15 protein-coding genes and 1 tRNA gene are annotated in these 16,308 nt (G+C 45.2%); 7 read left to right on the top strand and 9 right to left on the bottom strand.

Annotated elements, in window-relative coordinates; translation table 11 throughout:
• Positions 1–46: 46 nt before the first annotated feature.
• From rlmF to ffh, 3 genes are all read right to left on the bottom strand, one after another.
• Entirely contained in the window at positions 47–997 is a 951-nt protein-coding gene (gene rlmF / locus ACSSU7_RS11615; RefSeq protein ID WP_492516625.1) for a 23S rRNA (adenine(1618)-N(6))-methyltransferase RlmF, read from the bottom strand.
• 133 nt (positions 998–1,130) lie between these two features.
• Positions 1,131–1,206 (bottom strand) — tRNA-Lys (locus ACSSU7_RS11610).
• Positions 1,207–1,384: 178 nt separating this feature from the next.
• Entirely contained in the window at positions 1,385–2,749 is a 1,365-nt protein-coding gene (gene ffh, locus ACSSU7_RS11605) for a signal recognition particle protein (RefSeq protein ID WP_492516624.1), read from the bottom strand.
• Between the two features lie 224 nt (positions 2,750–2,973).
• On the opposite strand from ffh, the gene ACSSU7_RS11600 reads away from it, so the two are divergent.
• Positions 2,974–3,792 (top strand): cytochrome C assembly family protein, encoded by an 819-nt coding sequence (locus ACSSU7_RS11600; protein WP_492516623.1) that lies wholly within the window; start codon positions 2,974–2,976, stop codon positions 3,790–3,792.
• Between the two features lie 94 nt (positions 3,793–3,886).
• On the opposite strand, the gene ACSSU7_RS11595 is transcribed toward ACSSU7_RS11600, so the two are convergent.
• From ACSSU7_RS11595 to ACSSU7_RS11570, 6 genes are all read right to left on the bottom strand, one after another.
• The gene (locus ACSSU7_RS11595) at positions 3,887–4,576 is read right to left on the bottom strand and encodes a histidinol-phosphatase (protein ID WP_492516622.1); all 690 of its coding nucleotides are present in this window, start codon (positions 4,574–4,576) and stop codon (positions 3,887–3,889) included.
• Between the two features lies 1 nt (position 4,577).
• Complete coding sequence (yedA, locus tag ACSSU7_RS11590; protein ID WP_492516621.1) at positions 4,578–5,462, bottom strand: drug/metabolite exporter YedA; 885 nt, start codon at positions 5,460–5,462, stop codon at positions 4,578–4,580.
• A gap of 12 nt (positions 5,463–5,474) precedes the next feature.
• Entirely contained in the window at positions 5,475–6,131 is a 657-nt protein-coding gene (locus ACSSU7_RS11585; RefSeq protein WP_492516620.1) for a hypothetical protein, read from the bottom strand.
• 44 nt (positions 6,132–6,175) lie between these two features.
• Positions 6,176–7,714, bottom strand: a complete 1,539-nt coding sequence (locus ACSSU7_RS11580) for a 2-isopropylmalate synthase (RefSeq protein WP_492516619.1) — start codon at positions 7,712–7,714, stop codon at positions 6,176–6,178.
• Between the two features lie 366 nt (positions 7,715–8,080).
• Positions 8,081–8,863, bottom strand: a complete 783-nt coding sequence (gene pssA / locus ACSSU7_RS11575; RefSeq protein ID WP_492516618.1) for a CDP-diacylglycerol--serine O-phosphatidyltransferase — start codon at positions 8,861–8,863, stop codon at positions 8,081–8,083.
• A 226-nt stretch (positions 8,864–9,089) separates the two neighbouring features.
• Entirely contained in the window at positions 9,090–9,740 is a 651-nt protein-coding gene (locus ACSSU7_RS11570; RefSeq protein WP_492516617.1) for a YiaD family glycine zipper/OmpA-like lipoprotein, read from the bottom strand.
• A 180-nt stretch (positions 9,741–9,920) separates the two neighbouring features.
• On the opposite strand from ACSSU7_RS11570, the gene tgt reads away from it, so the two are divergent.
• The 6 genes from tgt to clpS all read left to right on the top strand — a co-directional run bounded on the left by tgt (position 9,921) and on the right by clpS (position 16,277).
• Positions 9,921–11,024 carry a tRNA guanosine(34) transglycosylase Tgt gene (tgt, locus tag ACSSU7_RS11565; protein ID WP_492516616.1) on the top strand — a complete coding sequence of 368 codons (1,104 nt, stop codon included), beginning with the start codon at positions 9,921–9,923 and terminating at the stop codon, positions 11,022–11,024.
• Between the two features lie 107 nt (positions 11,025–11,131).
• Positions 11,132–11,446, top strand: a complete 315-nt coding sequence (gene yajC, locus ACSSU7_RS11560) for a preprotein translocase subunit YajC (RefSeq protein WP_492516615.1) — start codon at positions 11,132–11,134, stop codon at positions 11,444–11,446.
• 102 nt (positions 11,447–11,548) lie between these two features.
• Entirely contained in the window at positions 11,549–13,378 is a 1,830-nt protein-coding gene (gene secD, locus ACSSU7_RS11555; protein ID WP_492516614.1) for a protein translocase subunit SecD, read from the top strand.
• Between the two features lie 49 nt (positions 13,379–13,427).
• The gene (secF, locus tag ACSSU7_RS11550) at positions 13,428–14,393 is read left to right on the top strand and encodes a protein translocase subunit SecF (RefSeq protein ID WP_492516613.1); all 966 of its coding nucleotides are present in this window, start codon (positions 13,428–13,430) and stop codon (positions 14,391–14,393) included.
• A 200-nt stretch (positions 14,394–14,593) separates the two neighbouring features.
• A complete protein-coding gene (locus ACSSU7_RS11545; RefSeq protein WP_492516612.1) occupies positions 14,594–15,865 on the top strand; it encodes an HlyC/CorC family transporter in 1,272 nt (423 codons plus the stop codon).
• A gap of 100 nt (positions 15,866–15,965) precedes the next feature.
• Positions 15,966–16,277 carry an ATP-dependent Clp protease adapter ClpS gene (gene clpS, locus ACSSU7_RS11540; RefSeq protein ID WP_135278575.1) on the top strand — a complete coding sequence of 104 codons (312 nt, stop codon included), beginning with the start codon at positions 15,966–15,968 and terminating at the stop codon, positions 16,275–16,277.
• Positions 16,278–16,308: the final 31 nt, after the last annotated feature.

Below are 16,308 nucleotides of genomic sequence, written 5' to 3'. Positions count from 1 at the left end.
CAGCAACGGCACTAGCGTCCATTGATGAGCGCACACTACCCCTTACTCAACCCCATACAGAACTGCGTTGACTAGCATCCAGAAAGGTCCAGGCTACGATGCGGCTTTGTTTTTGACCTTGCGTCATTTCTATGGTCCTCACCTCACGCGCATGCACGTTCTTGAGCGCACGGTAAACACTGGGCAAGTTAGCGGCTTTTGAAATCAGCGTGGTAAACCATACGCATTGCGTTGCATACTGCTTACTCTGTTTAACCATGGCGGTCACAAACGCCTCCTCACCCCCAGCACAATACAACTCTGCGCCTTGCCCGCCAAAATTCAATACGGCAGGCTTGCTACCCCCACCCTGTTTAGCCACATGCTTACCTAACCCCCGCCACTTTCGTTGCGTGCCGGCCTGCGCATCGGACAGAGAGCCATGAAACGGCGGATTGCACATCGTTAACGCAAATAACTCGCCCGGTTGAATCATGCCGTTAAAAATGGATGTTGGTGTAGCCTGCAATCGCAACTCAATTACATCAGTCAGGGCATTTGCATCCACAATCTGCTGTGCATTGCGTAGTGCCTTAGCGTCAACATCTGCCCCCACAAACTGCCACCCATATTCATGAGTTCCAATCAGTGGATAGATGATGTTCGCACCTACGCCTATATCCAGTACGCGTACAGATGGCCCACGCGGCACCACGCCATGAGGCTCACTTAGTAAATCAGCCAGATAGTGCAAGTAATCCGCACGCCCGGGAATGGGCGGACATAGGTAATGTTGAGGAATATCCCAAACATCCACCGCATAAAACTGTTTGAGCAAAGCCTGATTAAGCGCCTTAACGCTTTGCGCATCAGAAAAATCAATGGAAGCATCGCCATACGCATTCAATTGCACATATGGGGCCAACGCCGCGCTAGTTTGCATTAGCGCATCAAAGTCGTAGCGCTCGCGATGTCGATTACGCGGATGCAACGCAGATTTGGTGTTTTCAGGTTTCACTAATGTTTGATAGGCAGATTAAAAAGATAAGTACCCAAAGCGTCTATGCACATGGGTTAAATAATAGCGCTAATCGGAACTGACAGCACAAAAGAAAAAGGCTTAATCATTTCTGATTAAGCCTTATATATCTTGGTAGGGTGTGCGGGGATCGAACCCACGACAAACGGATTAAAAGTCCGCTGCTCTACCAGCTGAGCTAACACCCCATTCATTTCGTAATTAACTGCGTTACTTACGAAAGGTCGCCATTATATAGAAACTATCAGGTTGGTCAATGAGAAATTCACAAATAACTTAATTATTTTGTAAAAAAGTTTTCTATTTTTCGTAAGAGATTGTTTTAACAAGACTTCTAAAGTGCACCGCTTCACCCGAACTAATATATTAACGCATTCCAGGTAGCTTACCGCCCATCAAACCACCCATACTGCGCATCATTTTTGCCATGCCGCCTTTGCTAAACATCTTCATCATTTTCTGCGTTTCTTCAAATTGCTTCAACAAACGGTTCACTTCCTGCACTTGCACCCCAGAACCATCCGCAATACGTTTTTTACGTGTTGCCTTAATCAGCTCAGGTTTACGGCGCTCCAACGGCGTCATGCTATTGATAATACCCTCAATGCGGCGAATGCTCTTGTCTGCATCATCTGGATTAACTTTGGCTGCCATGCCTGCAAGCTGTGACGGCATTTTATCCATGAGTGCTCCCATACCCCCCATTTTTCGCATTTGCGACATTTGCGCTTTAAAGTCGTCTAAATCAAAGTTTTTACCTGATTTAACTTTATCGGCCAGCTTTTGCGCTTCAGCCATGTCTACGTTTTTATGCGCTTGCTCAATCAAGCCCAGCACATCACCCATACCGAGGATACGTGATGCCATACGGTCTGGATAAAACGGCTCTAGGCCATCCACTTTTTCACTCACACCGATGAACTTGATTGGCTTACCTGTCACATGGCGAACCGACAAAGCCGCACCGCCGCGTGAGTCACCGTCCAGCTTGGTTAAAATAACGCCGGTTAACGGTAAAGTATCCCCGAACGCTTTCGCCGTATTAATCGCATCCTGCCCCTGCATCGCATCAACCACAAACAAGGTCTCAATCGGGTTCAAGAAGGTGTGCAATGCCTTGATTTCAGCCATCATCGCTTCATCAATACCCAAGCGGCCTGCCGTATCGAAAATCACCACATCGTAGTAACCGCGTTTTGCAAAATCTAAAGTCGCAGTAGCAATATCAAGCGGCGCTTGGCTGGCATTACTATCAAAGCACTCTATCTCCAGCTGATTCGCCAGCGTTTTAAGCTGCTCAATCGCGGCTGGACGATAAACGTCAGCACTCGCCAACAGGACTTTCTTTTTCTGCTCTTTTAATAACTTTGCCAACTTGGCAGAGGTGGTGGTTTTACCCGAACCCTGCAAACCCGCCATTAAAATAATAGCTGGTGGCACTGCAGCTAAGTTCAAGCCTTCATTGGCCTTACCCATGAGTGAGGTCAACTCATCGTTCACCACTTCAATCACGGCCTGACCTGGGGTTAGGCTCTGTAACACTTCCTTACCCTGCGCACGTAGCTTCACCGCAGCAATAAAGTCTTTCACTACCGGCAAGGCAACATCAGCCTCCAGTAAGGCCATACGCACTTCACGCATCGCATCAGCGATGTTTTCTTCAGTTAAGCGTGCTTGCCCACGTAAGTTTTTAATGACGCCCTGCAAGCGCCCAGTCAAGTTTTCTAGCATCTTTATACTCGTACAAATAATATTAGGTCTAATTTTACATCAAGCGTCAGACCTGTCCTATTAATACATTTGTTTAATCAATCCAATATATTAAGTAAGTTTAAGCCTCAGCACTGGCAGCTTGATTACACTAGCGCCTGCTGGCGTAGTAAGTGATGTGATAAATCTTATATTTATTAATCTCAGCTATTATATTTACGCGCTAATTGCGCCATAATTGCACTATGCAAAAATTAATTCCTTACTTTATTGTTGCGTTTATTTATATGGCTGTGGCTATTGATTTCTGGCGCGATGCAAAAGCACCAAACCATGCCAATATAAAACCTGATGCATTAAAACTGCACTCAGCAATGATTGCCTTGGGCTTACTGATTCATGGTTGGCTATTACACCAAAGCATTTTCGCGATCGGTTTCAACTTGGGCTTTTATCAGTCAATTTCGGCCATACTGTGGTTAACGGTTTTAGTGTATTGGGTAACAGATCGCAATCATCAGCTATATAGCCTGCAGGCCTTTGTGTTGCCACCAGCTGCTGTATTTTCACTGCTACCGGCCTTCTTTACCGAAACGCATTTTTTGCCTGAATCTGGCAACCCGCTGTTTATTGCGCATATCTGGGTAGCCATGATTGCCTACAGCCTGTTTACGTTTGCTGCATTGCATGCCTTGCTGATGACCATTGCGGAACGAAACCTGCACCACAAAACCACGCTGATTAAGCTACCTAGCTTCCCACCATTAATGGTGATGGAAAGCCTGCTATTTAAAATGATAGGGTTTGGATTTATTCTACTCACCGCTACTTTAGTGAGTGGCATGTGGTTCTCTGAGGCGCTGTTCCATAAGCCAGTGCAATTCAACCATAAGACCATCTTCTCAATTGCTAGCTGGTTTATTTACGCTGGGCTATTGTTTGGCAGATACCAGTATGGCTGGCGGGGATTAAAAGCCATTCGTTGGACCCTCACTGGCTTCGTCCTGCTGGTGCTAGCTTATATTGGCAGCAAATTTGTTTCGCAGATACTGTTGGGGCACTAAAAACGTTTAAAGCAGCGCGCGGCTGCTTTAAACTTAAACTTGATATCGACAAATGATCGGCGCACTGTAAATAGACGCTGTCTATGCACAATACCTATGTGCGCAAACTAATACGAGGCCACTGATGCTGCTCTGCATATGTTGCTAGCGTAGGGTCTGCATCTACGGCGATAGGATTAGTCACCAACTTCATTAACGGTAAATCATTGTGCGAATCACTGTAGAAATAACTTTTCGCAAAATCGCCTAATTGCTGCCCACGTGCATTTAACCAATCGTTAATACGCGTTACCTTACCCTCTTGAAAGCTCGGCACACCTTGCACGCCACCCGTGTATTGGCCATCGACCATTTCCGGGTCGGTACCAATCAAATGCTCAATGCCATATGCAGTAGCAATTGGCTTAGTCACAAAGCTGTTCGTTGCCGTAATCACAACGCACAAATCGCCTGCCGCTTTGTGCTGATTCACCAACTCTTGCGCCTTCACGGTCATCATCGGGCGAATCACTTGCTCCATATATTTCAAATGGAGCGTATCTAAAAACTCTTTAGAGTGTTCACTTAACGGCTTTAATTGAAATTCAAGAAATTTATAAATATCTAGATTGCCGTTTTTATAATCTTGATAAAACTGGTCATTGCGCTCTTGATGTGTCTTGCCGTCTAGCAAGCCTTCACCAATCAAAAACATGCCCCAGTTGTAATCGCTATCACCAGCCAGCAAAGTATTATCTAAGTCAAACAACGCTAAATTCTGCGTTGGAGTTACGTCTTGTTTCATATTAAATATCTTCATTATTCGTTACAGAAAGTACTAAAAATACACCTACCAAAATCACACCCAGCGCAGCTATTTCAACCGTGGTTACGTGTTCAGCGGCCCACCAGATGCCCACGGCGAACGCCACGATCGGATTTACAAAAGTATTGCTGCTGGCAACTAAAGGCCGCACCGTTTTAAGCAAGTACTGGTATGCACTGTATGCAATTAACGACCCTAGTACAATTAGAAACACCAGCGCACCCCATGACTTAGATGATACCTGCTGAGGCCATGACTCGCCAGCGTAAGCGCTTACTAACAACAGCGCCAACCCGCCCACAAACATCTGGCACGCCGCGCCCATTAAACCTGCCGGCATCGCTAAATGCTTACCCCATACCGAGCCAAACGACCAACTCGCTGCAGCAAATATCAACAAGAAGGCGCTAGTAAAATCCCCTTCAAAACTGCCGCCCAGATTAAGCAACACAATACCAACTAAACCGATGGCAATACCTAGCCACTCTTTTAGCGTAATCTTATGCCCCCAAATTGAGGAAAAAATTGCCATCCAAATCGGCGCGGTGGCGATTGATAACGCAGCAACGCTCGATGAAATGGTTTGCTGCACATAACACACAGTGCCATTGCCTAGCGCAGGTAACAACAGCCCCACTACACCAGCGCCAAGCCATTCGCGGCCAGAAGGCATCGCAGCACCCAAATAACGCATCACAACAAACAAAACCGCGCCGGCAACAGTGAAGCGTATACCCCCCATTAAAAACGGAGGAAAGCTTTCTATCCCAAAACGAATGGCCAAATATGTTGAGCCCCAAATAAAGTAGGTACAGAACAGTGCCAACACAATCAAAAGCGATTGCCGACTCATACGTAGACGCATATTGTTATTCTGCTAGAACTTAGCCAGCTTCCAAAAAAAGTTGTCCTGCCCTAGCAGTAGTTTAGAAAGCTCATCCAAAAATGTTGCATCCACCTGATCAAACGGCATTTCCAATTCCATCTCACCAAGCTTGGCAATGTTTTTTAATGAAAAGTGCAATACCTCAGCATCAGATAATGCCGTGACTAATATTGAGCCTTTGACTTGCCAAGGAATAGTAAAGGATACCGCTGTCACCCGTGCATGTTCATTCTTCACGTCTTCTGCAGTATGAACTATGCCATAGCGCCACAACACATCTTTAATGCGCTGTGCAATGCCTAGCTCACGTTCAAATTTAAAAACCTGCGGTGCCTTGTAAAAGTAGAATAGTGAAACATGGCTAATCTCATCAGAGAATGCTTCATTACTCAAGAGCGTATGCCGATACTCAGCAAAAGGCTCAGTCACCCTTAACCCAGATAAATCACCGATGCTAGGCAATGAAATGACATGGGGAAACTCAGGCTCAATCACTCGAATTAGCTCAGAGAACTCACGCCAATAATTGAATACCTCTTTAAGTTTTGCATTACGCAAAGCGAGCGAATCAGCACTGAGTTTGCTTTGATTATTTTTATCCTCAAGCGTTTGCTGCGCCTGAAGCTTCATCTGTCCTAACAAACTCATGGATTCGCCCGACTTGGTTTTAACAACACATCCGCATTCAAAAACTACACTTGAGGATGCGCACGCTCTAGCTTGCTATGTAACTTATTCAATCCATTTAAATAAGCTTTGGCAGAGGCCACAACAATATCCGTGTCCGCACCTTGCCCATTCACTATACGCCCGCCCTTAGAAAGACGTACCGTCACTTCGCCTTGCGCATCTGTACCGCTGGTAATGTTATTCACTGAGTAAAGCAATAACTCAGCGCCGCTGTTTACAATTTGCTCAATCGCCTTAAATGATGCATCTACAGGGCCACCGCCATCAGCCTCAGCTTTTTTCTCACTGCCATTATCACTTACTGTAATCAAGGCATGTGGCACCTCACCAGTTTGTGATGCCACTTGTAAATACACCAATTTATAATTCTCGCTTGCTTCAGACACAAACTCATCGCTCACTAAGGCGTGTAAGTCTTCATCAAAAATTTCAGACTTTTTGTCCGCTAAATCTTTAAAACGTGCAAACGCTGCATTTAATAAATCTTCAGTTTCAAGCTCAATGCCCAACTCTTTCAAGCGCGTTCTAAATGCATTACGGCCAGACAACTTACCCAAGGTTAATTTATTTGCGTTCCAACCCACATCTTCAGCACGCATAATTTCATAAGTTTCGCGATGCTTCAACACACCGTCCTGGTGAATACCAGACTCATGTGCAAACGCATTGGCACCTACAATCGCCTTGTTAGGCTGCACCGGATAGCCAGTGATAGTAGAAACTAACTTACTGGTTGGTACGATTTGTGTCGCATCTATGCTTGTGGTTAAGTTGAAGATGTCATTGCGTGTTTTCACTGCCATGACCACTTCTTCCAAGCTTGCATTACCTGCACGCTCACCCAAACCGTTAATCGTACACTCAACCTGACGCGCACCAGCCATTACCGCAGCCAATGAGTTTGCCACTGCCATACCAAGGTCATTATGACAGTGTGTAGACCACACTACCTTATGACTATTGGGCACACGTGCAATCAATTCACGCATACGCTCGCCCCATGCTGCTGGAATAGAGTAACCTACAGTATCTGGCACGTTAATGGTTTTGGCACCAGCTTGAATCACTGCATCGAATACGCGAATCAAAAAATCCATGTCTGAGCGCACCGCATCTTCGGCAGAGAACTCAACATCATCTGTATATTCCAACGCCCATTTCACCGCTTGCACCGCACGCTCAACTACTTGGTCTTCGGTCATACGGAGTTTATTTTCCATATGAATCTTGCTGGTGGCGATAAATGTATGAATACGCCCTTTTGCCGCAGGTTTAATTGCCTCACCAGCACGACGTACATCGTTCTCGCTGGCACGCGCTAATGAGCAGACCGTTGAGTTTTTAATAATCTTTGCAATTTCGTGAACCGCATCAAAATCGCCAGGGCTCGCCGCCGCAAAACCCGCCTCAATCACGTTCACGCCCAACTTCTCAAGTTGACGTGCAATACGAATTTTTTCCTCTTTGGTCATTGCTGCGCCTGGGCTCTGCTCGCCATCACGCAATGTCGTATCAAAAATAATAATTTGCTCTTGTGTCATGATAATTACCTTAGTTTTATTTTGTTTTAGCCTATCATTGCTTTAAACAACAGGCTAGTAGCTGGCACCTCACCTAAAAAATTGGGTGCGCGAAGTAATACTTAAATTTGGGGTGTGTTTAGTCTGCGCACTAGCGCAGAAAGCTAAGAAGGCGTAACGCAGATAATTTGCGTAGCAAATCGGCACTGGCATGTTGATGCAGTGCATATTGAGTAAATGTAATATTTAAATTGAACATAGTACTAGCAATATAATGTTTTTTAAGTGGTTTCGCAAGTGCTTAAGTATTTGAATTTATTTATCATGATGATCAATAAATCTTAACGAACGTTGTGTATTACTTAAGCACTTTGGGTTGGCTGTAAATTACTTAGCAGTAAATTTTCCACGCAGCCACATCACATAGCCTGAAAGTGCATAGATTGTCATAATCAAAAACAATACTTCCGGCGGGCTATAGGAAATCAGCACAAAGCCCAACATGATGCCAAGAATAACAAAAAATGGCACGCTCGCTTTTAGATTAATATCTTTGCCGCTGTAATAGCGCAGATCACTCACCATAGAAGCACCAGCAAACACCGTAATGCACCATGCCATCCATTTCATTTGCAGCACACCAAAAAATACATCGCGGCCATTCACGCCATACTCATAAGACACCCACACAAAGCCAGCCAGCAAAGCAGCAGCAGCCGGGCTAGGTAAGCCTTGGAAATAACGCTTATCTTGATTCACATCATCCAGCTTGGTATTAAATCTAGCCAACCGCAGTGCCGCACAAGCGCAATAAATAAAGGCAGCAATCCAACCCAGTTTACCTAAAGGCTTAAGCGCCCAAACATACAAAATAAGCGCAGGCGCAACACCAAACGACACCATATCAGACAGGCTATCGTATTCTGCACCAAACGCGCTTTGCGTATTGGTCATGCGGGCGACCCGACCATCCAAACCATCCATCACCATTGCGATAAAAATCGCAACAGCAGCCTGCTCAAAGTTGCTATTCATCGCCTGTACGATTGCGTAAAAACCAGCAAACAAAGCCGCAGAAGTAAATAAATTAGGTAATAAATATATTCCGCGCTCACGTAAAGACGGTGAGTCAGAGTTACGATGAAATGTTTTTTGTTTAGGTTCAATCATGTTTTACATCATACCTTTATATATGATCATATTTAAATTTTGATTAGTATAACAAAGCCTATTGCGATACTCGAAATCAAATTTCAACACTGGTAACTTTAATTTTTTAAAAACACGGACATCTAATCTTAACACTGACAGCGACGCGCCAGACAAAACAAAGCCGGCAAATAGCCGGCCTTGTTTCAATTACCCATACTCACGTTAATAACAAGTAAGCCTCACATTATTTAGCGGGTTCTGCGACAAAAATCTCTACGCGACGATTTTTGGCCCGATTTGCCGCGGTGTCATTGGCGACCAAAGGTTCACGTGAACCTCTGCCTTCAATCGCAATCCGGCTAGACTGCACACCACGTGCTACAACATATTCACGAACACTTGCAGCACGATTTAACGATAATGGGTTGTTAACAGCGTCACTACCTGTACTATCCGTATGGCCGATAACGGTTACGTTACTTGCCGGATTGTTCACCAAGCTGGTAGCAAAAGTATCGAGCACAGTTCTAAAATTTGATTTGATATCAGCACGACCCACGTCAAAAGAAATATCACTAGGGATATCTAGTTTCAGGCGATTATCCGCAGTCTGCGTCACACCTACGCCAGTACCTGCTGTAGCTTCTTCCATTTGCCTTTTTTGCTCTTCCTGACGCTTAGTCCAGACGTTGCCCGCAACAGCACCCGCAGCAGCACCAACAGCTGCGCCAATCGCAGCACCTTTCCCTTTACCGGCAATCGCACCTACAACGGCACCTGCACCAGCGCCAATCGCGGCACCTTTAGCCGTGCCCTTTTGCGTCTCTGTCATATTGGCACAACCGCCAAGCACAAAAGCCAATAAGCACGTACCTACAATCATCGTATTTTTCATATATCCTCCATTATTAATTTATAGCTAAACCTTAGAGCATATTTTACTAAAATAGTTTTCACCAAGACTTAATATTTAGGATTCAACCCTTAACCGGCATTCACAGACGCAGAGTGGCTACGCCTACAAGCTATACATATTGTGTTAGTATCGCGACATTCAAAATATTATTGTTTTACCATGCAATTTACCTTACACAAACAAGATGGCCTCGCACGTCGCGGCACTTTAGAACTAGCGCACGGCAAAGTTGAAACGCCTGCTTTCATGCCTGTCGGTACTTATGGCACAGTCAAAGCCATGTCTCCGCTGGAACTGACCGAGATTGATGCGCATATCGTACTCGGTAATACCTTTCACCTATGGTTGCGCCCAGGACTAGAAGTGATCGCGGCACACGGCGGCCTGCACAAATTCATGGGTTGGGATAAACCCATACTAACCGATTCAGGCGGCTTTCAGGTTTGGAGCCTAGGTGACTTACGCAAGATTACTGAAGAGGGGGTTAAATTCCGCTCTCCTATCAATGGCGACTCATGCTTCCTCACACCAGAAGAATCCATGCGCATCCAACGTGTATTGAACTCAGATATTGTGATGATTTTTGATGAGTGCACCCCTTACCCAGCCACCCTCAAAGAGGCCAACGACTCGATGCAGCTTTCGCTCAGGTGGGCAAAGCGTAGTAAGCAAGCGCACGAAGGTAACCCCAATGCTTTATTTGGCATCATCCAAGGTGGCATGCACGAGGAGCTACGCGACGTTTCTCGCGAAGGTTTAGAGCAAATTGGATTTGATGGTTATGCCATTGGTGGCCTTTCAGTAGGCGAACCTAAAGAAGATATGTTGCGCATATTAGCGCACACTGCACCCAAAATGCCGCAAGAGAAGCCACGCTACTTAATGGGCGTTGGCACGCCTGAAGATTTAGTCGCTGCCGTATCACAAGGCGTGGATATGTTCGACTGCGTTATGCCGACACGCAACGCACGCAATGGCTGGCTATTTACGCAATATGGCGATGTCAAAATTAAAAATGCCAGCTACAAAAACGACACCAATCCGCTTGATGCAGACTGTGCGTGCTATACCTGCCGTAACTTCACACGCGCATACCTGCACCACTTGCATAGAATTGGTGAGATCTTAGGCTCTCGCCTAAACACCATACATAACCTGCATTATTATCAGCAACTCATGAGCGGCATGCGTGGTGCGATTGAAGCAGGTACGTTTGACACGTTCAAGCAAGAGTTTGCAGCAAAGCGCAAAAGCTTGACCTGAATCAACTGAACGAAAATCTGCACCGTCTGCATTCACATACAGTATGTGCTAGAATTAAAGGCTAATTTTTAGATCATTTTTTAAGTTTTTTTAAAGAGAGTTATATCGTGTTTATTTCAAATGCTTATGCTGCAACAGCGCCTGCTACAGATTTCACTAGCTTTTTACCATTGATCGTCATCTTTTTACTATTCTTCTTTATGATTATTCGTCCGCAGATGAAGCAAGCTAAAGAGCAACGTAACATGATTGCTGCATTACAAAAAGGCGATGAAGTAGTCACTTCTGGCGGCATTGTTGGCAAGGTCACTAAAGTAACGGACGCATTTGTTACGCTTGAAATTGCAACCAATACTGAAATTACCGTTCAAAAGCATGCAATTCAAAGCGCCTTGCCAAAAGGTACGATTAAGAGCATCTAATCCCAAGACTTTATAATCGCTAAGCGCCATCCTAACTAAAATTTAACTAACACTTTGCACCACTGCTTTAAGTAACTGCAAACCGTTGACTAGAGTCTGACTATGAACCGCTACCCGCTGTGGAAAAACATTTTTGTTGTCTTCATGATTCTGATGGGGCTGATTTACGCTATCCCCAATCTGTTTGGTGAATCGCCTGCAATTCAAGTCACCCCTGCAAAAAGCACCAGCAAGATTGACCCTACCTTACTAGCACAAGTAGAACAGATTCTGCAAAAAGAGAAAATTGCATACGACGGCATTTATTTAGACGCACGTGGTGTAAAAGCGCGCTTTGCAAATACAGACACGCAAATCAAAGCCAAAGACCTACTACAAGCCAACCTAAGCAGCGACTACACAGTCGCCTTAAACCTGCTATCGCGTTCACCAGACTGGCTACGTAGCATAGGCGCTAAACCGATGTACTTAGGCTTAGACTTACGTGGTGGCGTGCACTTTTTACTGCAGGTCGACATGAAGGCTGCTTTAGACAAAGCTGCAGAGCGCTTTGTTGGTGACTTTAGAACAGCATTACGTAAAGAGCGTGTTTCATACGCCGGCGTAACACGCGAAGGTCAAACCGTACAAATCCGCTTTACCAGTGCAACAGAACTAGCTAAAGCCAGAAAAATCATTAGCAATCAATATCCTGACTTAACGCTTAAAGATAGCATCAATGGCGAAGATATTGTACTGAGCGCTTCATTGAATGCGATTGAGCAAAAACGTATTCAAGAGTTTGCATTAAAGCAAAATATTCAAACACTGCACAACCGAATCAACGAGCTAGGTGTAGCTGAGCCGATTATTCAGCAACAAGGCACAGACCGCGTGGTAGTACAGTTGCCTGGCGTGCAAGATACTGCCAAAGCTAAGGAAATTTTAGGCCGTACTGCTACGCTTGAAATTCGCTTGGTAGATGAAGAAAAATCAGATGCAATGACTTTGGAAAAAGCCCAGAAAGGCCAAGCACCTGTTGGTACCGATGCGTTTAAAGACCGCGAGGGTCGCGCTATTCTCGTGAAAAAGAACGTGGTACTCACTGGTGACTACATCACCGATGCAGGCCCTGGCGTGAATGGCCAAACTGGGCAATCAGTGGTGAACGTAACACTGGACGCACGCGGCGCACGCGTATTCCAGCAAGTAACACGTGAAAACGTGGGCAAACGCATGGCTATTTTGCTGATCGAAAAAGGCAACACCGAAGTAGTGACCGCACCAGTGATTAACGAAGAAATTGGCGGTGGCCGCGTACAAATATCAGGCATGGCAAACACGCAAGAGGCAACTGATATTTCTTTACTATTACGTGCCGGCGCATTGGCTGCACCAATGGATATCATTGAAGAACGTACCGTTGGCCCAAGCATGGGTGAGGAGAACATCAAACGCGGCATGCACTCTACCTTGTGGGGTTTCGCAGCCATTGCGGTATTTATGATTTTTTACTACCTAGTATTTGGTGGAATTTCAGTATTGGCGCTAGGCATTAACTTACTGCTACTGGTAGCTATACTTTCTATGTTGCAAGCAACATTAACCTTACCGGGGTTGGCAGCGGTAGCGCTAACGCTGGGTATGGCAATTGACGCCAACGTGTTGGTTAACGAACGTATCCGTGAAGAGCTACATAGCGGCAATACACCTCAAGCCTCAATCCACATTGGCTATGACCGTGCTTGGGATACAATTCTAGACTCTAACGTCACCACCATGATCGCCGGTATTGCCTTATTCTTATTTGGCACAGGCCCGGTTAAAGGCTTTGCGGTTGTACACGTACTTGGCATCCTCACTTCTATGTTCAGTGCGGTGGTGGTTTCACGTGCGATTGTTAACTGGGTTTACGGTAGCCGTCGTAAAACAACACACCTTTCAATTGGTTAAGCGCTCCAGTTAATTTAGCGCCCACAGACAAAAATATAGAGTAAAAACTATGGAATTTTTTAGAGTAAAAAAAGACATCCCCTTCATGAGCTATGGCCGTTTAACCACAGCCATCTCCATGATTACCTTTATACTTGCTGTCGTGTTTCTTGCTACACGCGGCTTGAACTTTGGTGTGGACTTCACTGGCGGCACCATGATTGAAGTGAACTACCCGCACGCTGCAGATTTAACCAAGATCCGCACCACCATTGATGGCATCGGCTTGAAAGATGCAACCGTACAAAACTTTGGTACTAGCCGTGACGTGCTGATTCGCTTGCCGGTCAGAACTGGCCTTACTGGCGCACAGCTTTCAGACAAAGTATTAGGCTCGCTTAAAGCAGTAGATGACTCAGTACAAATGAGCCGCATTGAGTTCGTAGGGCCACAAGTAGGCACTGAGCTGTATGAAAAAGGTTCGCTAGCCCTGCTATTGGTGATCGCAGGCATTATGATTTATCTAGCACTACGTTTTGAATGGCGCTTTGCTGTTGCGGCAATCATTGCGAACATGCACGATGTGATTATTATTTTGGGCTTTTTCGCCTTTTTCCAGTGGGAGTTCAACCTGACCGTACTAGCAGCAGTGCTTGCAGTATTAGGCTACTCAGTAAACGAGTCTGTAGTGGTGTTCGACCGAGTGCGTGAAAACTTCCGCAAAATGCGTAAAGCTAGCGTCACCCACGTGATTGATAATGCGATTACACGCACCATGTCACGTACCATCATTACCCACTTCTCTACACAGCTTATGGTGCTGTCTATGCTGTTATTTGGCGGTGAAGTGTTACATAACTTTGCGCTAGCACTGACTATTGGTATTTTATTTGGTATTTACTCATCAGTGCTGGTAGCTTGCCCGATTGCCATGTGGTTAGGTGTTAGCCGTGCCAACTTAATGAGTGATGTGGAAAAGAAAGACGGCGATAAAAAAGAAACGCATCCTGATCCAGACCCATCTGAATTTGCCTAAAACTAAAACAACCGCTACAACAACCTAACAAAGCTAAAAATTGTTGTAGCGTGTTGCACTCCCTACGCAAAAAAATTTAACCACACCCGTTTCTTAGCAACGACCGCCCCCCTCACAGGAACGTGCAGAAAATCACCACACTTGTTCTAAGCCCTTATCACGTATACACTATCTCTTCGTAGTAACCATCACATCATACTTTGGACAACATACCCATTTCTTGGCAGCTTGGCGCCCTAGCCGTTCTGCTTTTAATTTCAGGCTTTTTCTCACTTGCTGAAACCAGCTTGATGTCGGTTAACCGCTATCGTTTAAAACATTTAGCGAACCAAGGACATCGTGGAGCTAGGCTGGCAACGTTTCTGCTGCTAAAAACCGACAAACTGTTAGGTGTAATCCTACTCTGCAATAACTTTGCCAATGCCGCATCTGCAACCTTGGTCACCATTATCGTCGTTGAGCTGTTTGGTGAGGGGGAATGGACACTCATGTTTGGCACCATGACTGTGACTTTTGCTATTTTAGTGTTTAGTGAAATCTCGCCAAAAGTCATCGCAGCGGCATACCCAGAAAAGCTTGCGTTCTTTGCCAGCTATATCTTGTATCCATTGCTAAAAGCACTGTATCCAATCGTATGGTTTGTTAACCTGTTTGTCGTAGGCTTATTACGCTTACTTAGGGTTAAAGTGAATTTTGATGCACAAGCACAATCACTCACCATGGACGAGCTACGCAGCATTGTGACTGACGCTGGGCACTTTATGCCCAAGAAGCACCGCACCATTTTATTAAACCTGTTTGAGCTGGAAAAAATCACCGTAGATGACGTCATGACGGCGCACACCATGATTGAAAGCATTAATTTTGATGCGCCATTAGAAGACATCCTAAGCCACATCACCAATACACATCACACACGCCTGCCAGTGCGTCAGGGTGAGTCTGAAGAAATCATTGGTATTTTGCATGTACGTAAAGTGATTAACCAGTTGCGTGAACACTACCAGCGAGATGATTTTAGTAAAGCCGCCTTACTTGAAGTAATTGACGACTCTTATTTCATCCCGTCCGGCACGCCTCTATTTACCCAGATTCAGCAGTTTCAGGAGAATCACGAGCGGATTGCGCTAGTGGTGGATGAATATGGTGAGTTAAAAGGTTTAGTCACCTTAGAAGATATTTTAGAAGAAGTGATTGGTGACTTTAATACACAGCTACCTTCCAGACTGGGCAGCTATCACCAGGAAGAGGACGGTAGCTGGCTGGCCGATGGCACCAGCACATTGCGTGACCTTAATAAAAAATTAAATCTTGAGTTGCCACTAGATGGCCCGCGCACGCTCAATGGTTTGATTCTTGAGCATTTTGAAGACATCCCTGAGCCCAACACCAGCTTCAAAATTGGCTCTCACCGCCTTGAGATATTGCAGACGCAAGATAGAATTGTAAAAAGCGTCAAAATCTTCCCTTAGCCTAGGCAATCGCTGATTACCTGTTCGCAACAATATCTCTTCGAGATAAACCAAATTACACTTGAATTTTTTTCAGTTTGGCTCAAAATAGACTCATACTATGGCAAATAAACCGCACGAAAATGACATTGCACTTAAGCCTGAGGTTGCAAAACCAAAATTACCCCCCATGTTTAAAGTGCTACTGTTAAATGACGACTACACACCAATGGAGTTCGTTGTTGAAGTCATTGAGCGTTTTTTTAATAAGAGCCGTGAACAAGCAACGCAAATTATGCTCAAAGTACATACTGAGGGTGCTGGTATATGTGGCATTTACCCACAAGACATTGCAGAAACAAAGATGAATCAAGTAGTGAGCTATGCAAGGCAATCGCAGCATCCATTGCAGTGCATCATTGAAATGGCATAAATGTAGGCGAGATACATAATAGAAAGTTAGG

The organism is Methylotenera sp. E1MeOHC1 (genome assembly GCF_058745595.1).
Note: the sequence above shows the minus strand (reverse complement) of the source record. Positions and strands in the feature narration are given on the sequence as shown.